Raw genomic sequence first — 18,911 nt, forward strand, 5'->3', positions numbered from 1 at the left:
CATTAAAACAAGGACATTTGCACCACCGTGGCCACTTACTCGCTCGTTATTCGCCGGTTGATGATTTGCTCGCTGACCATTGTCGTCAGCCGCGCCATCACCAGTCCGTTGCTCACGCTGTTCCTGAGCAACAAACTCGGCCTCAACCAACAGGACGTCGGCCTGCTGCTGGGCATCGCGGTGTTTATCGCCACCCTGCTCGCGCTCTACGGCGGTTACATCATCGATCGCCTGGAGAAGCGCCGGCTGTTGATCCTGGCCATGCTCTCCAGCGCCATCGGCTTCGTGCTGCTGACCTTCGCCCAGAACCTCTACCTGACCACCGCCACCCTGGTGATCACCGAAACCGCCTCGGCGCTGTTCCTGATCGGTTCAAAAGCGATCCTCAGCGAAAACCTGCCCATGGGCCAACGGGCCAAGGCGTTTTCCCTGCGCTACACCTTGACCAACATCGGTTATGCCACCGGCCCCATGCTCGGCGTAGTGATCGCCGGGGTGTATCCGATTGCGCCGTTCCTGATTGCCGGTGGTATCGCGTTCTTCAGCATTTTCTTGATGAGCGGCATTCCGAAAGATGCCGCCCAAGTGCCCGCCATCGGCCAGCCGCAAAGCTTTCTCAAGACCCTGACCACGCTCAAGAATGACCGCACGCTGATCATGTTCACCTGCGGCTGTCTGTTTAGCACCGTGGTCCACGGCCGTTTCACCTTGTACCTGTCGCAATACCTGCTGGTGACCCACGATTCCAAGCGTGCCCTGGAAACCATGGCCGCCCTGCTCGCCTGCAACGCCATCAGCGTGATCCTGCTGCAATACCAGATCGGCCGCTTCCTCAAGCGCGAACAACTGCGCTACTGGATTGCCGGTGGCACCAGCCTGTTCATTGTGGGGTTGATCGGTTTCAGCCTGGCAGACAGCTTGGTGAGTTGGTGCGTGGCGATGTTCATTTTCACCCTCGGTGAAATGATCATCTACCCGGCGGAATTCCTGTTCGTCGACACCCTGGCTCCGGAAGAACTGCGCGGCAGTTACTACGGCGCGCAAAACCTGGCAGCGTTGGGTGGCGCGTTGAGTCCGGTGATTTGTGGCTTCCTGCTGATGCACACCCCGGCGCCGACGATGTTCTATGCCCTCTGCGCGTTGACGGCCATGGGTGGATCGCTGTGTTTCATGGCCGGCCGGCGAGTCGCTTTACTGCAAAAATAATGCACTGAAGCTGCATTAATATGAATTTGTCAGCACATCGAATGCGCGGCACACTGTGCCCCGTTCCTCCCCCAATAGTTGGAACAACCTTCAAGGGCTTTCTGGGTTTCCCAGCTAAGCCTTTTTTTTGCTTCGGTTTTTTGTCAACGGATCAACGTCATGCTCGCTCGCTGGTTACCCGCCGCCATCAACACCCGCCCCTCGGAATGGAGCCGCGCGGCCGTCGGAATGTCCTTGGGCACGCTGTTCAGCGTCTGGCTGTGCAGCCAAGTGTTCGGCATCGAAGTGGCGCAGCACTTGGTCGGTCCGCTGGGTGCGTCGGCGGTGCTGCTGTTTGCGGTGTCCTCCGGCGCTCTCGCCCAGCCGTGGTCGATCCTCGGTGGTTATTTGAGCGCCGGGGTGGTTTCGCTGCTGGTGGCGCACGTGCTCGGCCGAACCTTGGGCAGCGCTTGTCTGGCGGCGGGCATGGCGCTGATGTTGATGTGCTGGCTGCGTTGCCTGCACCCGCCGGCCGGGGCATTGGCGCTACTGTTAGTGTTGGCCGACCCGGCGACCATCGCCCTGGACTGGAAAGCCCTCGGCCCGGTAATGCTCAGCGCCTCGGCGATGCTGCTCAGTGCACTGGCGTATAACAACCTGACGCGAATTCGCTATCCCAAGCGTCCTGCAGAACCTGTGCCGGTCATGCCGTCGGCGGACAGTCAGGCCATCACTGCCGAGGATTTGAAACTGGCGTTAGCGGATATGGAGGCCTTCATCGACGTCACGCCGCAAGACCTGGAGCAGCTGATTCATGCCAGTGAGTTGCATGCGAAGCGGCGCAGCATTGGTGATGTGTTTGCCCGTCAGGGGTGACCGCAGCCTTCGGCGGCTTCTACATTGACCGCGTGCATACCCGACATTGTAGGAGCCGCCGAAGGCTGCGATCTTTTGATCTAGGCTGCTGATTGCTGCCGTACCGGCACCGCCAGACTGACCGCCCGCACCGATGACCCCACACTCAACCCCAACGCCTTCGCCGTTTGCGCCTCCACAATCAACGTGCCCGCCGCCACCCGCGCCGGCGCTGCGGTAATCCGGCAATCAGCAAACTGGCGGTTATGAATCAGATACGTCGCCGCTTGCTCCCCGACTGTCCCGATGCTCAGTTGCAATACTTCACTGTCACGCACCGCCCGAATATCCCCCGTGGCACATTCAATCAATGGCCCGCCGTCGAAGATGTCGATGTAATCCCGATGTTCAAACCCCTCGGCCTTGAGCATGCCCAGCGCCGGTTCGGTGTTGGGATGCACCCGGCCGATCACCGAGCGCGCCGCTTCTGGCAACAAGCAAGTTGGCAGTGGGAACTTGGGCATCAGCTCGGCGATGAAGGTCTTGTTACCGAGCCCGGTAAGGTAGTCGGCGTCGGCAAAATCCATCTTGAAAAAGTGCCGGCCCAGGCCTTCCCAGAACGGTGAAACGCCTTCGTCGTCAGAGTAGCCACGCATCTCGGCAATCACCTTGTCGCCAAATTGCTCACGAAACTCCGCCAGAAACAGGAACCGCGCCTTGGACAACAAACGCCCATTGAGGCCGCTGCGATGATCGGCGTGCAGGAATAGCGAGCACAGCTCCGAATGTCCGGTCATGTCGTTGCCGAGGAACAGCGTCGGCAGTTGCTGATTGATCCCGAGGTTTTTCGAGGCAGCGACAAATAAGCCCAGTCGATAGTTGTACCAAGGCTCGCGCAGACCAACGGCACCGGCCAGGGCGCAGATACCGATGGCTTCCTGGGCGTCGTTTTCCAGCACGAACAGGTAATCGGCGTCGCCGCGCTCGGCCTCGCCGGCAAAGGTTTTCGCGGCCCATTCCAGGCGCTGGCGCAAACGTGCGGCATCGGCGGGCAAGGTGGTCAAACCGGTACCGGCGCTGTGAGCCAGGGCCAGCAGAGCCAGCAAATCGGCGGGTGTGGCAGGACGGACGATCATCGCTGTTGCTCCTTGAGTGCTCGATGTTTGGGCAGGAAAACCTCTGCCAACATGCAACGCGCACTGCCGCCGCCGATGCGTTCGATGGTGTCGATGTTCACCGGCAGCGGCGTAGCGTAGGTTTCGATCAAACGCTGCTGGGCGCTATCCAGCGACCGCCAGGCTGTGCGCGACATTACCAGTACGGGTTCGCCTGCCGCGTTGTGCACTTCCAGCATGTTGCCGGCAAAGGATTCCAACTGGTTCCAGTCCAGCGCGATGACCTGTTTTCCGCTGGCTTCCAGCCGTGAGCGCAGGGCCAGGCGTTCACCAGGCTCGGTGACCGCCGCCAGGCAGGCGATGGCCAGCCGCGTGCCGACACTCATCATCACGTTGGTGTGGTAAATCGCGATGCCCTGACGGTCCATCGCATTGAACGCGCACAACTCGTAACCCAGATGACTGACCACCTGATCGAGTGCCTTGACGTGGGTGCGGGTGGAGTAACCGGCGTAGCAAATTCGCTGCTGACGATCCAGCACCATGCTGCCGGTGCCTTCGAGGAACACGTTCTGCTGTTCCAGGCTGGACAGGTCGAGGAACTGCTCGACCCGGTATTCGTTCCGCAGCCAGTCAAGCACGCCTTTGTCCCGTTCCAGGCGCCGGTTGTGGCCCTGCATCGGGTACAGCACTAGCGTGCCGTCGGGGTGGCTGCTCCACCAGTTGTTGGGGAAGATCGAATCTGGCGTGTGCGGCGCTTCGGCATCGTTATGCACCAGCACTTCCACGCCATGCCCGCGCAGGGCGGCGACGTAACCATCGAACTCTTGCAGGGCTTTGAGCTGAACGTCTTCGGATACCAGCGCCGGACGCTGGAAACGGTTGTTCGCCGCCGTGTCCTGATTGAAGGAGAAACGTGTCGGGCGAATCATCAAAACGGTATTGGTGGTTTGCATGGGCACAGATTCAATGAGGGTTGAGAGAGGCTCATTGTCTGTTTCGGGGATGGAAAAACCCGGTTGATAAGGGCTTGGGGGGTGATGGAAACGGCTGAAGATTTTGGCCCGTTCAGCCGATTCGGTGTAGCAGCTGCCGAGCCCCGCGAGGCTGCGTTCGGCGGCGAAGCCGTCGTGAAATCAGGCACCGCGGTGTATCAGGAAAACCTTGCGTGCAGGGTTTACGACGGCTTCGCCACCGAACGCAGCCTCGCGGGGCTCGGCAGCTGCTACGGACCGGGGGGTGGTCTACTCCATCGTGGTCTTGACCATCGCCAGTTCCGGATGGCTGACCAACTTGTCGATATGCAAATCCGGGTCATCAAACCAGACCTCGGTCAGCACCCGGTAATGCTCCATGTCCCGGCAACGCATGCGCAGGCTGTAATCAAACGCGCCGCTGATCAACCGACATTCCAGCACTTGCGGGCAACCCCGCACCTTGGCCTCAAACGCCTTTTGCGCCGCCCGCCCGCTCTGGTTCGACAACGCCACCAACACCAGCAACGACAAGCCCGGCGTCAGTTTCTTTTCATCGAGAATCGCCCCGTACCCGCGAATAACCCCGAGCTGTTCCAGTTTGCGTACCCGTTCCAGGCACGGCCTGGGGGTCAGGTGCACCCGCTCGGACAGCTTTTGATAGGTGATGCGCCCTTCGTGGCGCAGCACTTCAATGATGGCTTGATCGATTCGATCAAGCACAATCGACAGATCGCGGATATCCGCCATGTACGTCTCTCACTTCAAACGGCCTGATAAAAATTGCTGCAAACGTTCACTGTTGGGCTGATCGAGGATAGTCGCATCACCCTGCTCTTCAACCCGCCCCTGGTGCAAGAACAACACCTGGGTGGAAACCTGCCGGGCGAAACCCATTTCGTGGGTCACCATCAGCATGGTCCGGCCTTCTTCGGCCAGTGCCTGGATCACCTTCAATACTTCACCCACCAGTTCCGGATCGAGTGCCGAGGTCGGCTCGTCGAACAACAGAATCTCCGGTTCCACCGCCAGCGCCCGGGCAATCGCTACCCGTTGTTGCTGTCCACCGGACAGGAACGCCGGGTATTGATCGGCGACCCGCTGCGGCAAGCCGACCTTGTCCAGATAGGCTCGGGCACTTTCCTCTGCGGCTTTGCGGCTGACGCCGAGCACCCGGCACGGCGCCATGATGATGTTCTCCAGCACGGTCAGGTGGCTCCACAAATTGAAATGCTGGAACACCATCGCCAGTCGCGTGCGCAAGCGCTGTAACTGTGCCGGATTGGCGACGCGCATGCCACCGACGCCTGGACGGGTAACGATGCGCTCGCCGTCCAGCTCGATGGCACCCTCGTCTGCCCGTTCCAAAAAATTGATGCAGCGCAGCATGGTGCTTTTGCCCGAACCACTGGCGCCAATCATGCTCACCACGTCCCCAGCCTTGGCGTTCAACGAGACGCCCTTGAGCACTTCATTGTCACCGAAGCGTTTAAACAGATTTTCGACCGTCAATTTGTTCATGCAAACCTCTTTAATGAGCAGGACCGAGGAAGTTCAGCCAGCGCTTCTCCGCCAGGCGAAACGCCCCGACCAGGCCAAACGACAGCGCCAGATACAACAACCCGGCGATACCGAACGCCTGGAAGGTCATGAAGGTGGCGGCGTTGGCGTCCCGGGCGACTTTGAGAATGTCGGGGATGGTCGCGGTGAAGGCCACCGACGTGGCGTGCAGCATCAGGATCACTTCGTTGCTGTAATACGGCAGCGCCCGGCGCAGCGCCGAAGGCAGGATCAGCCGCAGATACAGGCGCCAACCGCTCAAGCCATAGGCATGGGCGGCCTCGATTTCACCGTAGGGAATGCTGCGAATCGCCCCGGCGAAAATCTCCACGGTGTAGGCGCAGGTGTTGAGAGTGAACGCGAGCAAGGTGCAATTCATCGCGTCGCGAAAGAACGCTTCGAGCAACGGTTGCGAACGCACCACTGCGATGCCGTAGATCCCGCTGTAGCAAATCAGCAACTGGATATACAGCGGCGTGCCGCGAAACACATAGGTGAATAGCTGAACCGGCCAGCGCAACAGGCCCCAGCGCGAAGTGCGCAGGATCGCCAATGGCAGCGACAGGAAAAAACCCATCACGATGCTTGCCACCAGCAGCCACAAGGTCATGGCCAACCCGGTCAGGCTGTAGCCGTCGCTGAACAGAAAGGGTTTCCAGTATTCGGCAATCAACTCGATCATCGCGCCATCCCCCGCACGCCCTGGTTATAGCGGCGCTCCAGCACGCGCAAGACGTAGTTCGAGGCGCTGGTGATCAGCAAATACAGCGCCGCTGCCAGCAGCAGGAAATCGAGCATGTTGAAGGTGCTCTTTCCCGCCTCCTGCGCGACTTTGACCAGGTCCGACAAACCGATAATCGACACCAGCGCCGTGGCCTTGAGCAACACCAGCCAGTTGTTACCCAGACTCGGCAAGGCGAAGCGCATCATTTGCGGGAACACTACGAAGCGAAAGCGCTGCCAGCGGTTCAAACCGAAACACGCTGCGGCTTCCTGCTGGCCACGGGGCACGCTGAGGATCGCGCCACGAAAGGTTTCGGTGAAATACGCGCCGTAGATAAAACCGAGGGTGAGGATTCCGGCCACGAACGGGTCGATTTCCATGTACGGCCAACCCATCGCTTCGGTCAGGCTGCTCAGCCAGCCTTGCAGGCTGTAGAAAATCAGCAGCATCAGCACCAGGTCCGGCACGCCGCGGATCAGTGTCGTGTAGAACGTCGCCGGCAGATTCAACACTTTCAGCGGCGACAACTTGGCTGCCGCGCCAAGCAGGCCCAGCGCCATGCTCACCAGCAAGGACAGCGCGGACAATTTGAGGGTGACCCAGGTGCCGTGCAGCAACAATGGGCCATAGCCTTGCAGGGCCGAAACATCGAGCCCGATCAGATTCAGGAAGGAATTCACGCCAGTCACCTGTCTTGGGGCGCCCACGTTGAAGCACTGTGCCGGTTAACGCGGCACAGCGCTCGGGGCGCGGGGATCAGTTGTTGTAGAGGTCCAGATCGCCGAAGTGCTTCTGCTGGATCTGTGCGTAGATGCCCTTGTCGTGCAGGGCCTTGATGGCGGCATTGAGCATGCCTTTGAGTTCTTCGTTGTCCTTGCGGATGCCGATGGCAATGTCCGACGGCACCAAGGGGTCGCTGATGCCTTCGCTGTTTTTGAAGTCAGCGCCTTGCGGCGAGGTCAGGAAGCTCATTTGCGCTTGCATCTTGTCCTGGATCGAGGCGTCGAGACGTCCGAACACCAGGTCGGCGTAGACCTGATCCTGATTCTGATAAGCCCGCAACTTCACACCGCCCGGCCCCAGTTTGGCCCGGGCGTAGGTTTCCTGGATGGTGCCCTGCATGTAGCCGATGGTCTTGCCGCGCAGTGATTCAGCGGTCGGCAACAAGCCGGAATCCTTGCGGGTGACGATGGCGGTCGGCCCGGCGTACAAGCGATCGGTGAAGTCGATTTGCTTCTTGCGTGCGTCGGTGACGGTCATCGACGATTCGATGGCGTCGAACTTGCCGGCCTTCAGTGCCGGGATCAGCCCGTCGAAGTCATTGCTGACCCACACGCACTTGAGTTTCAGTTCGGCGCAGATCGCATTGCCCAGGTCCACGCCAAAGCCTTGCACGCCGCCATCAGCGGTGGTCGATTCAAAGGGTGGGTAGCTTGGGTTGACGCCAAAGCGCAGTTCTTTCCACTCTTTGGCACTGGCGCCGGTGGTGCAGCACAGCAAAGCCAATACCGATAAGGTCAGCCATCCAGTCTTCATCTTCTTGAGTCCCGATTTATTTGGAGTTATCGCAGCCTGGCAAACCCGGCTACCTTTATGGGCAGGAACAGAGAGTCGATGCGGTTTGCACCGCAACAGCGTTCTTATTGTTTTGCACGAGGTGCCCGACATGCCGGCACCCGGCCTGAAACCCTCGGCACAGACGGCTTCAAACCCGGGCCCAGAATGCCAACAGACGATCGGGCGCTGGTGTCGTAAGGGCCGGTGCAGACACCCCGCTTGCGCTGTTTGGGCTGCCCGCACAGCCGATTCGGTCGTGAGGGCCTGCGGCGGGCGTCTTGTGGGTGGCGCAGGTCGCCTGTATTGCAAAAATGCAGACGACACCTGCATCTATCCCGGTTGTACAGGGCAAATTTGCACTGTTACGATCCAGCATCGCTCGCGCGCGAGCTTCTCTATAAAGAACAATAAAAGCAGGGAGTTATCGATGACTGCTCAGGTTTCATCCCAGGAGATCAAGCCCATGGATGCCAAGCAAAACGAAGTACTGGCCGAGGTTCGCAACCGCATCGGTCACCTGACCCTCAATCGCCCCGCTGGCCTCAACGCCCTCACCCTCGACATGGTCCGCCGGCTGCAACGCCAGCTCGACGCCTGGGCCGAAGATTCGCAAGTCAACGCCGTGGTGTTGCGCGGCGCTGGCGAAAAAGCCTTCTGTGCCGGCGGCGATATCCGTTCGCTGTACGACAGCTACAAAAACGGCGAGACCCTGCACGAAGATTTTTTCGTCGAGGAATACGCCCTCGACCTCGCTATCCACAACTACTGCAAACCGGTCCTCGCCTTGATGGACGGCTTTGTCCTGGGCGGCGGCATGGGCCTGGTGCAAGGCGCCGATCTGCGGGTAGTGACCGAGCGCAGTCGCCTGGCGATGCCGGAAGTGGCCATCGGTTACTTTCCGGACGTCGGTGGCAGCCACTTCCTGCCGCGGGTGCCCGGTGAACTGGGGATTTACCTGGGTGTGAGCGGCGCGCAGATCCGCGCCGCCGACGCGCTGTATTGCGGCCTGGCCGATTGGTATCTGGAAAGCGACAAGCTGGGCACGCTGGACGAAAAACTCGATCACCTTGAATGGCACGAAACACCGCTCAAGGACCTGCAAGGCGTGCTGGCCAAACTCGCCGCGCAACAACTGCCCGACGCACCGTTGATTGCACTGCGCCCGGCCATCGACCACTTCTTCGCCCTGCCAGACGTGGCGAGTATGGTGGAGCAACTGCGCGAAGTGACCGTCGCCGACAGCCACGAGTGGGCAAAAACCACCGCCGACCTGCTGGAAAGCCGTTCGCCACTGGCCATGGGCGTGACCCTGGAAATGCTCCGGCGCGGACGCAAGTTGAGCCTGGAACAATGCTTCGCCCTTGAGCTGCACCTGGACCGTCAGTGGTTCGAACGCGGCGACCTGATCGAAGGCGTGCGCGCCTTGCTGATCGACAAAGACAAGAAACCGCGCTGGAACCCGCCGACCCTGCAGGCGCTGCACGCCGAGCACGTCGAGAGTTTCTTCACGGGTTTTGAGCAGAGCGGGAGCTGAGTCATGCACGATATCGAATTGAGCGAAGAGCAAGTGATGATCCGCGACATGGCCCGGGACTTTGCCCGTGGCGAAATCGCGCCCCATGCGCAAGCCTGGGAAAAGGCTGGCTGGATCGACGACGGTCTGGTGGCGAAGATGGGTGAATTGGGCCTGCTGGGCATGGTCGTACCGGAGGAATGGGGCGGAACCTATGTCGATTACGTCGCCTATGCCCTGGCGGTGGAAGAGATTTCCGCTGGTGATGGTGCCACCGGTGCGTTGATGAGCATCCACAACTCCGTGGGTTGCGGGCCGGTGCTCAATTACGGCACCGAAGAACAGAAAAAAACCTGGTTGCCGGACCTGGCCAGCGGTCAGGCCATCGGCTGCTTCTGCCTGACCGAACCGCAAGCCGGTTCCGAAGCCCATAACCTGCGCACCCGCGCCGAACTGCGGGACGGCCAGTGGGTGCTCAATGGCGCCAAGCAATTCGTCAGCAACGGCAAACGGGCGAAACTGGCGATTGTGTTTGCCGTGACCGATCCGGACCTGGGCAAACGCGGTATTTCGGCATTCCTGGTGCCTACCGATACAGCGGGTTTCATCGTTGATCGTACCGAACACAAGATGGGCATTCGCGCGTCCGATACCTGCGCGGTGACCCTGAGCAATTGCACGATTCCCGAAGCCAACCTGCTGGGTGATCGCGGCAAAGGCCTGGCCATCGCCCTGTCCAACCTCGAAGGTGGGCGCATCGGTATCGCCGCGCAGGCATTGGGTATCGCGCGGGCGGCGTTTGAAGCGGCGCTGACTTATTCCCGGGAGCGGGTGCAGTTCGGCAAGACGATCAACGAGCACCAGAGCATTGCGAATATGCTGGCGGACATGCACACGCGGTTGAACGCTGCGCGGTTGCTGATCCTGCACGCCGCGCGCTTGCGCAGTGCCGGCAAGCCATGTCTGTCGGAGGCGTCACAGGCGAAGTTGTTTGCGTCGGAAATGGCCGAGAAGGTGTGTTCTTCGGCGATGCAGATTCATGGCGGGTATGGGTATCTGGAAGATTACCCGGTGGAGCGTTATTACCGGGATGCGCGGATTACACAGATTTATGAAGGGTCGAGCGAGATACAGCGGATGGTGATTGCCCGGGAACTCAAGAACTACCAGATCTAAATGATCGTTCCCACGCTCCGCGTGGGAATGCATCCTGTGACGCTCTGCGTCACGCTTGCGAAGGAACGCAGAGCGTCCCTGGCGGCATTCCCACGCGGAGCGTGGGAACGATCGGTGGCTGTCGGTGAGGGTTACTTACCCTTGAACTCCGCCTCACGCTTGGCAATAAACGCCGCCATCCCTTCCTTCTGATCCTGCGTCGCAAACGCCGCGTGGAACACCCGGCGCTCAAAGCGCACGCCTTCGGACAGGCTGACTTCAAACGCCCGGTTCACGCTTTCCTTGACCATCATCGCAATCGGCAAGGACTTCTTGGCAATCAACGCCGCGACTTTCAGCGCTTCGTCCAGCAACTCATCCGCCGGGACGATCCGCGCGACAATCCCGCAACGCTCCGCTTCCACCGCATCGATCAGGCGACCGCTAAGGCACATTTCCATGGCCTTGGCCTTGCCCACGGCGCGGGTCAGGCGCTGGGTGCCGCCCATGCCCGGCAGCACGCCGAGGTTGATTTCCGGCTGACCGAATTTGGCGTTGTCGCCGGCCAGGATGAAGTCGCACATCAACGCCAGTTCACAGCCACCGCCGAGGGCGAAACCGTTGACGGCGGCAATGATCGGTTTGCGGCGGTTGGCCACGCGATCGCTGTCGCTGAACAGGTCATCGAGGTAGATCTGCGGGTAGGTCAGCTCGGCCATTTCCTTGATGTCGGCGCCGGCGGCGAAGGCTTTTTTCGAGCCGGTCAGCACGATGCAACCAATGTTCGAATCGGCTTCCAGGCCATCGAGGGCGTGGTTCAGTTCGCTGACGATCTGCGCGTTCAACGCGTTCAGCGCTTGCGGACGGTTGAGGGTGATCAGGCCAACGCGCCCCTGAATTTCCAGCAAAATCGTTTCGTAGTTCACAAGTACATTCCTTCTCAAAGATTGCGCGAAATAACCATGCGCTGAATATCGCTGGTGCCTTCGTAGATCTGGCACACCCGCACGTCGCGGTAGATCCGCTCCAGCGGGAAGTCGTTCAAGTATCCGTAACCGCCGAGGGTTTGCAGTGCGGCGGAGCATACCTTCTCGGCCATTTCCGAGGCGAACAGCTTGGCCATCGAGGCTTCGACCAGGGCCGGTTTTCCGCTGTCACGCAGTGCGGCGGCGTAATGCACCATCTGCCGGGCGACCGCAATCTGAGTCGCCATATCGGCCAGACGGAACGCAACGGCCTGGTGTTCGATGATCGGTTTGCCGAAGCTCTCGCGTTCACGGGCGTAGTCGCGGGCCGCTTCAAACGCGGCGCGGGCCATGCCTACCGATTGCGAGGCGATGCCGACTCGCCCGCCCTCAAGGTTGGCCAGGGCGATTCGGTAACCTTCACCCTCTTCGCCCAAGCGGTTGGCCACCGGCACCTTCACGTCTTCGAACAGAATCTGGCAAGTGTCGGAGGCGTGCTGGCCGAGTTTGTCCTCGACCCGCGCGACTTTGTAGCCCGGCGAATCGGTGGGCACGATCAGCGCGGTAATCCCGCGTTTGCCGGCGCTCGGATCGGTCACGGCAAACACAATCACCACCCCGGCATTCTGCCCGGAAGTGATGAACTGTTTGCAGCCGTTGAGCACGTAGTGATCGCCGTTCAACTTAGCGCGGGTTTTCAGGCCGCTGGCGTCGGAGCCAGCCTGGGGTTCGGTCAGGGCAAAGGCCCCGAGCATCGAACCGCTGGCCAGTGGCTTGAGGAAACGTTCTTTCTGCTCGTCGGTGCCGTACTTGAGGATTGGCACGCAACCGACCGAGTTGTGCACGCTCATGATCGTCGAGCAGGCGCCATCACCGGCAGCGATTTCTTCCAGGGCCATGGCGTAGGCCAGGTAACCCGTGTCGCAACCGCCCCACTCTTCCGGCACCAACATGCCGAAGAAGCCCAGCTCGGCCATCTCGCCGATGGCTTCTTTCGGGAAGCGATGCTCGCGGTCCCATTCGGCGGCGAAGGGTTTCAGCCGTTCCTGGGCGAATTGCCGGGCGGCTTCGCTGATCTGAAGTTGTTCGTCATTGGGAATCATGGCAAATCCTTAAATATGTCATTGCACCCGTAGGAGCTGCCGGAGGCTGCGATCTTTTGATCTTGATCTTAAAAAACAAGATCAAAAGATCGCAGCCTCGTTTCACTCGACAGCTCCTACACAGCTCCTACAGAGACCGAGCAGGCGTTAATACAGGCATTCCACGGCCATGGCGGTGGCTTCACCGCCGCCAATACAGATCGCTGCAACGCCGCGTTTCAGGCCTTTCTGGCGCAGGGCCGAGAGCAATGTCACGAGGATCCGCGCGCCGGACGCACCGATCGGGTGGCCCAAGGCGCAAGCGCCGCCGTGGATGTTGACCTTTTCATGGGGGATTTCCAGCTTGGTCATGGTTACCAGGCTGACCACAGCGAAGGCTTCGTTGATTTCGAACAACTCGACTTCATCCAGCGACCAGCCGGTTTTTTTCATCAACTTCTTGATCGCACCAACCGGCGCCACCGGGAACAGGCCTGGCGTATCGGCAAACGCCGCGTGGCCGTGAATCACTGCCAATGGCTTGAGCCCGCGTTTCTCGGCTTCGGAGCGGCGCATCAACACCAATGCCGCCGCACCGTCGGAGATCGAGCTGGAGTTGGCCGCCGTCACCGTGCCGCCCTCGCGGAAAGCGGGTTTCAGCGAGGTGATCTTGTCCAGCTTGGCTTTCGGTGGCTGTTCGTCGTGGCTGATCAGCACCTGTTCTTTGCCGACGGTCACGGTGACCGGCACGATTTCGGCCTTGAAGCTACCGTCCTTGATCGCCTGCTGGGCGCGGGTGGTCGAGGCGATGGCAAACGCATCCTGGGCTTCACGGGTGAAGCCGTTGGTCTCGGCGCAATCTTCGGCGAAGGTGCCCATCAGGCGGCCCTTGTCGTAGGCGTCTTCGAGGCCATCAAGGAACATCGAATCCAGCACCCGGCCATGCCCCATGCGGTAACCGCTACGGGCGCGGTCCAGCAGGTATGGCGAGTTGGACATGCTTTCCATGCCACCGGAGACCACCACCTCGGCACTGCCGGCGACCAGCATATCGTGGGCGAGGATGGTGGTTTCCATGCCGGAACCGCACATTTTGTTCACCGTGGTGCAACGGGTCGATTTATCCAGCCCGGCGCCCAGTGCGGCCTGACGAGCAGGCGCCTGGCCGAGACCGGCGGGCAACACACAACCGAACAGGACTTCATCGACCGCGTCGGAGCCGACACCGGCCCGTTCGACAGCCGCTTTAATCGCGGCAGCGCCGAGTTGCGGCGCAGTCAGGCTTTTCAGTTCGCCCTGGAAACCGCCCATCGGGGTGCGGACGGCGCTGACAATAACAATCGGATCGTTGGAAAGGGTCATGACAAATCCTCCTTACTTGGCGGCCATACGCAAGGCGCCGTCGAGACGGATCACCTCGCCGTTGAGCATGCTGTTTTCAATGATATGCCTGACCAGCGCGGCATACTCGCCCGGTTTTCCCAGGCGCGGCGGGAACGGTACGCCAGCGGCCAGTGAGGCACGGACTTCGTCGGTCATGCCGGCCATCATCGGCGTTTCGAAAATGCCCGGGGCGATGCTCATCACACGGATGCCGAAGCGCGCCAGTTCACGGGCGGCGGGCAAGGTCAGGCTGACAATCGCGCCTTTGGATGCGGCGTAGGCAGCCTGGCCGATCTGGCCGTCATAAGCAGCGGCCGAGGCGGTATTGATGATCACACCGCGTTCGCCGTCGGCATCCGCTTCGGTTTCAGCGATGGCCGCCGCAGCGAGGCGCAGCATGTTGAAGCTGCCGATCAGGTTGACGTTGATCACCTGGCTGAAACTGGCCAGCGCGTGCGGGCCGGTCTTGCCGAGGATCTTCTCGCCACGGACGATGCCGGCGCAGTTCACCAGGCCGTGCAGCCCACCGAAGGCTTTCACCGTCGCCGCAACGGCGGCTTCGGCAGCGGCTTCGTTGCTGATATCAGCCACGACACTTTGTGCGCCGAGACGTTGAGCCTGGGCCGCAACGGCTTCGGCATTCATGTCCACCAGCATTACTTTGGCGCCGGCAGCCACCAGCATTTCAGCAGTGGCGGCACCCAGGCCAGACGCACCGCCGGTGACGAGAAAAACCTTGTTTTCGATCTGCATCATTGTTTCCTTCGATTCAAGCAGAAGCTTTGTGAGCCGCGGCCTCTTGAGCCTTGGCGATTTCCTGGTTGCGCAAGATAAAGCGCTGCAATTTGCCGCTTGGGGTCTTCGGCAATTCGCTGACAAATTCGATTTCACGGGGGTACGAGTGCGCGGCCAGACGCTTGCGCACGTGTTGGCGCAGTTCTTCGGCCAGCTCTGGGGTGGCGCGGTATTGCTCACAGATCACGACAAAGGCTTTCACCAGTTCGGTGCGCTCCGGGTCGGGCTTGCCAACCACCGCCGCCTCGATGACTGCCGGGTGTTCGATCAATGCGCTTTCGACGTCGAATGGGCCGACCCGGTAGCCGGAGGTGGTGATGACGTCATCGCTACGGCCGACGAAGCTGATGCTGCCGTCCGGGTTCCACTCCACGGTGTCGCCGCTCAGGTAATAGTTGCCGACGAAAGCCTTGGTCGGCGCGCCTTCGTAGCCGTTGAACCAGCACATCGGCGATTGGGTGCGGTCGATGGCCAGAATGCCGGGCTGGCCGACGCCAAGTTCCTTGTACTCGTCGTCGAGCACCACAATGCGATGACCCGGCGAGGCGAAACCGGCAGCGCCCATGTGGATCGGGTGCTCCAGGCCATGATGGTTGCACAGGACCATGCCGAGCTCGGTCTGGCCGTAGTGGTCGTGAATCACCACGCCAAGGTTGTCGGCGAACCAGCGGATCACTTCCGGGTTCAGCGGCTCGCCGGCGCTGCTGACGATGCGCAGCTTGCCCTTGATCGACTTGGCGAATTCGTCGCCACCGGCAATCAGCAAACGGTAAGCCGTCGGCGAGCCGGTCAGGTTGGTGATGTTGTATTTGTTGATCACCCGGCAGGTGCTTTCGAGGGTGAACGGGCCATCGTAGAAGGTGATCGGATGCCCCATCGACATCGGGCCAGTGACGCCGAAATAGATGCCGTAGGCCCAGCCCGGATCGGCGACGTTCCAGAACGCGTCTTCCGGGCGCAAGTCCACGGCGTCGCGGGTGTAACTCTGGAAGGCGACGATGGCCTTGAGCGGCACCGACAGCGCTTTCGACGGACCGGTGGTGCCCGAGGTGAACATCAGCAGGAACGGGTCTTCGCCGCTCAGCAGCACCGGTTCGCACTTGGGGGAATAATTGGGCAGTTCGGCCCAGAAACTGTAGTCGCCACGGACGATGCCCTGCCCTTTGGCACCGCCAACGGTGACGATGGTCGGGCAGTCGGCGACTTCCGCGAGTTTCGGCCGATTGACCGCGTCGGTGACCACCACTTTGGCGCCGGAGCTGCTCAAACGGTGTTCGATGGCTTTCGGGCCAAACGCGGTAAACAGCGGCTGATAGACCGCGCCAATGCGCCAGGTGGCGAACACGGTGATCAGCAATTCGATGTTGCGTGGCAGCAGACCGGCGACCTTGTCACCCTTTTGCACGCCCTGGGCCAGAAGGAAATTGGCTAAACGCGCGGCTTTGTCCTGCAAATCGCTGAAGGTGTAGGTCGCGCTGGTGCCGTCGCGGCCTTCCCAGAACAGCGCGATGCGACCTGGCAACGCGTGGCGGTCGCAGCATTCGACGCAGGCGTTCAACGCCGCCAAATCGCCAGCGAGTGCGGCGTTAACGGTGTGCTGGTAATCGAACTTCGATGTGGCAGACAAGTAATCGCGCATTGCCAGAATCCCTCTGTATTTTTATTAGGTTGGGGGAACCGTAATTAACAGAGGAATACTCGCGCTGCGCGGCAGGTGGGGCAATGGTCAAAGCTATCAAGTTGTGTGACTGGTTTGGCCAAGGCTTGGGCGACCGACCGATCCCGCGCAGAGCACCGATCGTTCCCACGCTCCGCGTGGGAATACCTCAAGGGACGCTCCGCGTTCCACTGGGACGCGGAGCGTCCCGGGCTGCATTCCCACGCAGAGCGTGGGAACGATCAGTGTCTAACTGGCTTCGTTGAGGATCAGGCTGCGGTAATGCCCCGGATTAGTCCCCGACCACTTGCGAAACGCCTTGTAGAACGAACTCGCATCGGCAAACCCCAATCGAGCCGCAATTTCGGCAAAGCTGATCGCCGGCTCCGCCAGCCAGACAATCGCCAATTCCTTGCGCACGCTGTCTTTCAACCCCTGCCAGGTCTGCCCTTCCTCGGCCAGCCTGCGGCGTAACGTTGAGGCCGACATGCACAATTGCTGCGCCAACGCCTCGGTTTCCGGCCATTGCTCGGCGGGCAGTTGCCGCAGGTCGTGTTTGATCCGACTGGCCAGGCTCTCCGGGTCGCGGTATTTGACCAGGATATTGGCCGGCGCATGGGCCAGGAAGCGCTTGAGTTCTTCCGGGCTGCGCTTGATCGGCAGGTCAAGGCAATCGGCGGCGAAAATCATCCGCGTGCGCGGCCGGTCGAAGCGCAGGTTTTCGGAAAACATCACCTGGTAGTCATCGCAAAAATCCGGCGCCGGGCAGCGCAGTTCGATGGCCAGGATCGGAATCCGCCGCCCCGCCAGCCAACAGGCGACGCCGTGGACGATCATCCAGTAGGTGAAATAGGTGAAGGCCCGGCGCGGGTCCTGGTCGTCTTCCAGCAACACGATTTCCGCCAGGCTTTGCTGGCGCACCAGTTGCGCGGGCAGGTGTTCGAGCATCAACGACAGAAAGCTCAGGCCCGAGGTGAGGCCCGCGGCAAGGTTCGGCTGGACCATGGCGCAGCGGCATAAAAACTCCAGGCTGCCGGATTTGAGCTGGCGCGGGTCCATGCCGAAAAACTCATCGTCGCCGCGCCGGGCCAGCAACCGCCACAAACGGGCGTACGCGGTGGCCGGAACCCGGGTGTCGGGGCTCAACAGCAGCGCCGGATCGATGCCGACCTTGTGCAACACCTCTTCGGTGGCGGCGCCGGGGGCGCAACTTTGCAGCAGCGCTTCACGCACCAGTTGAATGGCGATGGTGTCTTTTTCCGACATTGAGCGGGGTGAGCCTTGTTCTTGTTTGGTGGCGGGCATATTAGCTGAATCCACTCTCGTTCCCATGCTCTGCGTGGGAATGCCTCACCGGATGCTCTGCGTCCGCTCTTGGGACGCGGAGCGTCCCGGGCTGCTCCCACGCGGAGCGTGGGAACGATCGGGTGGAGTGATCTTTCGGGTCGTTCAGCTTAGGTTCAGCTAAAGTCAATCGGCGGCATGTGAGAATGAGTGTCATTATGTTACAAATTAGCAACCCCAATTACTCGACACGGTGCTGAATGCTCGTTCCCTTTCTGATCATGCTGCGCGAAGGTATTGAAGCGGCGTTGATCGTCGGCATTATCGCCAGTTACCTCAAGCAAACTGGCCGTGGCCAGTGGATGCCCGCCGTGTGGATTGGTGTGTTCCTCGCTGCGGCACTGGCCCTGTTGGTCGGCGGTGGCCTGGAGTTGATGAGCGCCGAGTTCCCGCAGAAACAACAGGAACTGTTCGAAGGCATTGTCGGTTTAGTCGCCGTCGGCATTCTCAGTTCGATGGTGTTCTGGATGCGCAAAGTGGCGCGTTCGATCAAGCATTCCCTGCACGTTTCCCTCGATCACGCGCTGGCCGGTTCCAAACACCAGGTCACGGCGCTGATCGCCATGGTGTTTTTCGCCGTGGCCCGGGAAGGTCTGGAAACGGTGTTCTTCCTGCTGGCGGTGTTCCAGCAAAGCGAAGGACCGGAGGCACCGATCGGCGCCCTGCTCGGCCTGATCCTGGCGATTATCGTCGGCTTCCTGATCTACACCGGCAGCATGCGCCTGAACCTCGGCGCGTTCTTCCGCTGGACCGGTCTGTTCATCCTGGTGGTGGCTGCCGGCATCCTCTCCAATTCAGTGCAGGCCCTGCATGAAGCCGGCGTCTGGAATCACCTGCAAACCGTGCTCTTCGACTTCAGCGCCACGCTGCCGATGGATGGCCCCTTGGGCTCGGTGCTGGCCGGCATGTTTGGTTACCAGGACGCACCGACCGTCAGCACCCTCGGGGCGTATCTGATTTATCTGGTGGTGGCACTGGTGATGTTCTTCCTCCCGGCCGCCGCGCCCCTCAAGCAGTCTTCTTCCGTTTCCAGCCAGTAAGGGCTTT

Annotated in this window: 18 protein-coding genes; 5 read left to right on the top strand and 13 right to left on the bottom strand. The window is 60.8% G+C overall.

What is annotated here, in order from left to right:
- Positions 1-27: 27 nt before the first annotated feature.
- A complete protein-coding gene (locus tag ACA071_RS16140; RefSeq protein ID WP_497640066.1) occupies positions 28-1,206 on the top strand; it encodes an MFS transporter in 1,179 nt (392 codons plus the stop codon).
- A gap of 159 nt (positions 1,207-1,365) precedes the next feature.
- Entirely contained in the window at positions 1,366-2,061 is a 696-nt protein-coding gene (locus ACA071_RS16145; protein ID WP_497640068.1) for an HPP family protein, read from the top strand.
- A gap of 80 nt (positions 2,062-2,141) precedes the next feature.
- Here the strand turns inward: ACA071_RS16145 and astA are convergent, their stop codons facing one another.
- The 7 genes from astA to ACA071_RS16180 all read right to left on the bottom strand — a co-directional run bounded on the left by astA (position 2,142) and on the right by ACA071_RS16180 (position 7,949).
- Entirely contained in the window at positions 2,142-3,176 is a 1,035-nt protein-coding gene (gene astA, locus ACA071_RS16150) for an arginine N-succinyltransferase (protein ID WP_497640070.1), read from the bottom strand.
- Positions 3,173-4,111, bottom strand: a complete 939-nt coding sequence (gene ctlX, locus ACA071_RS16155) for a citrulline utilization hydrolase CtlX (RefSeq protein ID WP_497640072.1) — start codon at positions 4,109-4,111, stop codon at positions 3,173-3,175. Before ctlX ends, astA begins: the two co-directional genes overlap by 4 nt.
- 288 nt (positions 4,112-4,399) lie before the next feature.
- On the bottom strand, positions 4,400-4,879 hold the full coding sequence (locus ACA071_RS16160; protein WP_123332960.1) for an Lrp/AsnC family transcriptional regulator: 480 nt from the start codon (positions 4,877-4,879) through the stop codon (positions 4,400-4,402).
- Between the two features lie 9 nt (positions 4,880-4,888).
- A complete protein-coding gene (locus ACA071_RS16165) occupies positions 4,889-5,650 on the bottom strand; it encodes an ABC transporter ATP-binding protein (RefSeq protein ID WP_497640074.1) in 762 nt (253 codons plus the stop codon).
- A gap of 10 nt (positions 5,651-5,660) precedes the next feature.
- Positions 5,661-6,371, bottom strand: coding sequence for an ABC transporter permease (locus ACA071_RS16170; protein WP_497640076.1), 711 nt, complete (start codon positions 6,369-6,371; stop codon positions 5,661-5,663).
- The gene (locus tag ACA071_RS16175; RefSeq protein WP_497640078.1) at positions 6,368-7,093 is read right to left on the bottom strand and encodes an ABC transporter permease; all 726 of its coding nucleotides are present in this window, start codon (positions 7,091-7,093) and stop codon (positions 6,368-6,370) included. Before ACA071_RS16175 ends, ACA071_RS16170 begins: the two co-directional genes overlap by 4 nt.
- A 76-nt stretch (positions 7,094-7,169) precedes the next feature.
- Positions 7,170-7,949, bottom strand: coding sequence for a transporter substrate-binding domain-containing protein (locus ACA071_RS16180; protein ID WP_497640079.1), 780 nt, complete (start codon positions 7,947-7,949; stop codon positions 7,170-7,172).
- Positions 7,950-8,397: 448 nt separating this feature from the next.
- On the opposite strand from ACA071_RS16180, the gene ACA071_RS16185 reads away from it, so the two are divergent.
- Together ACA071_RS16185 and ACA071_RS16190 are read left to right on the top strand one after the other, a co-directional pair.
- Positions 8,398-9,504, top strand: a complete 1,107-nt coding sequence (locus ACA071_RS16185; protein ID WP_497640081.1) for an enoyl-CoA hydratase/isomerase family protein — start codon at positions 8,398-8,400, stop codon at positions 9,502-9,504.
- A gap of 3 nt (positions 9,505-9,507) precedes the next feature.
- Complete coding sequence (locus ACA071_RS16190) at positions 9,508-10,659, top strand: acyl-CoA dehydrogenase family protein (protein WP_497640083.1); 1,152 nt, start codon at positions 9,508-9,510, stop codon at positions 10,657-10,659.
- Positions 10,660-10,790: 131 nt separating this feature from the next.
- Here ACA071_RS16190 and ACA071_RS16195 read toward each other — a convergent pair whose 3' ends face one another.
- The 6 genes from ACA071_RS16195 to ACA071_RS16220 all read right to left on the bottom strand — a co-directional run bounded on the left by ACA071_RS16195 (position 10,791) and on the right by ACA071_RS16220 (position 17,786).
- Positions 10,791-11,564, bottom strand: coding sequence for an enoyl-CoA hydratase (locus ACA071_RS16195; RefSeq protein WP_497640085.1), 774 nt, complete (start codon positions 11,562-11,564; stop codon positions 10,791-10,793).
- Between the two features lie 14 nt (positions 11,565-11,578).
- Entirely contained in the window at positions 11,579-12,706 is a 1,128-nt protein-coding gene (locus tag ACA071_RS16200) for an acyl-CoA dehydrogenase (RefSeq protein ID WP_429529006.1), read from the bottom strand.
- A gap of 147 nt (positions 12,707-12,853) precedes the next feature.
- Complete coding sequence (locus ACA071_RS16205; protein WP_497640087.1) at positions 12,854-14,047, bottom strand: acetyl-CoA C-acyltransferase; 1,194 nt, start codon at positions 14,045-14,047, stop codon at positions 12,854-12,856.
- Between the two features lie 12 nt (positions 14,048-14,059).
- Complete coding sequence (locus ACA071_RS16210; protein ID WP_497640089.1) at positions 14,060-14,821, bottom strand: SDR family NAD(P)-dependent oxidoreductase; 762 nt, start codon at positions 14,819-14,821, stop codon at positions 14,060-14,062.
- A gap of 16 nt (positions 14,822-14,837) precedes the next feature.
- A complete protein-coding gene (locus ACA071_RS16215) occupies positions 14,838-16,502 on the bottom strand; it encodes an AMP-binding protein (protein WP_497640090.1) in 1,665 nt (554 codons plus the stop codon).
- Positions 16,503-16,769: 267 nt separating this feature from the next.
- Positions 16,770-17,786, bottom strand: a complete 1,017-nt coding sequence (locus ACA071_RS16220; protein ID WP_497645321.1) for an AraC family transcriptional regulator — start codon at positions 17,784-17,786, stop codon at positions 16,770-16,772.
- Positions 17,787-18,064: 278 nt separating this feature from the next.
- Between ACA071_RS16220 and efeU the strand changes: the two genes are divergently transcribed.
- Positions 18,065-18,904, top strand: coding sequence for an iron uptake transporter permease EfeU (gene efeU, locus ACA071_RS16225; protein WP_497640092.1), 840 nt, complete (start codon positions 18,065-18,067; stop codon positions 18,902-18,904).
- The last annotated feature ends 7 nt before the right edge of the window (positions 18,905-18,911 follow it).

It is taken from the genome of Pseudomonas sp. LBUM1646 (assembly GCF_059716165.1).

Bases quoted from the DNA above. Each gene is read 5' to 3' on its own strand.
- ACA071_RS16160 (WP_123332960.1), bottom strand. From the start codon at position 4,879: ATGGCGGATATCCGCGATCTGTCGATTGTGCTTGATCGAATCGATCAA.
- ACA071_RS16145 (WP_497640068.1), top strand. From the start codon at position 1,366: ATGCTCGCTCGCTGGTTACCCGCCGCCATCAACACCCGCCCCTCGGAA.
- ACA071_RS16165 (WP_497640074.1), bottom strand. From the start codon at position 5,650: ATGAACAAATTGACGGTCGAAAATCTGTTTAAACGCTTCGGTGACAAT.
- ctlX (WP_497640072.1), bottom strand. From the start codon at position 4,111: ATGCAAACCACCAATACCGTTTTGATGATTCGCCCGACACGTTTCTCC.
- ACA071_RS16210 (WP_497640089.1), bottom strand. From the start codon at position 14,821: ATGCAGATCGAAAACAAGGTTTTTCTCGTCACCGGCGGTGCGTCTGGC.
- ACA071_RS16190 (WP_497640083.1), top strand. From the start codon at position 9,508: ATGCACGATATCGAATTGAGCGAAGAGCAAGTGATGATCCGCGACATG.
- astA (WP_497640070.1), bottom strand. From the start codon at position 3,176: ATGATCGTCCGTCCTGCCACACCCGCCGATTTGCTGGCTCTGCTGGCC.
- efeU (WP_497640092.1), top strand. From the start codon at position 18,065: ATGCTCGTTCCCTTTCTGATCATGCTGCGCGAAGGTATTGAAGCGGCG.
- ACA071_RS16215 (WP_497640090.1), bottom strand. From the start codon at position 16,502: ATGCGCGATTACTTGTCTGCCACATCGAAGTTCGATTACCAGCACACC.
- ACA071_RS16185 (WP_497640081.1), top strand. From the start codon at position 8,398: ATGACTGCTCAGGTTTCATCCCAGGAGATCAAGCCCATGGATGCCAAG.
- ACA071_RS16170 (WP_497640076.1), bottom strand. From the start codon at position 6,371: ATGATCGAGTTGATTGCCGAATACTGGAAACCCTTTCTGTTCAGCGAC.
- ACA071_RS16205 (WP_497640087.1), bottom strand. From the start codon at position 14,047: ATGACCCTTTCCAACGATCCGATTGTTATTGTCAGCGCCGTCCGCACC.
- ACA071_RS16220 (WP_497645321.1), bottom strand. From the start codon at position 17,786: ATGTCGGAAAAAGACACCATCGCCATTCAACTGGTGCGTGAAGCGCTG.
- ACA071_RS16180 (WP_497640079.1), bottom strand. From the start codon at position 7,949: ATGAAGACTGGATGGCTGACCTTATCGGTATTGGCTTTGCTGTGCTGC.
- ACA071_RS16200 (WP_429529006.1), bottom strand. From the start codon at position 12,706: ATGATTCCCAATGACGAACAACTTCAGATCAGCGAAGCCGCCCGGCAA.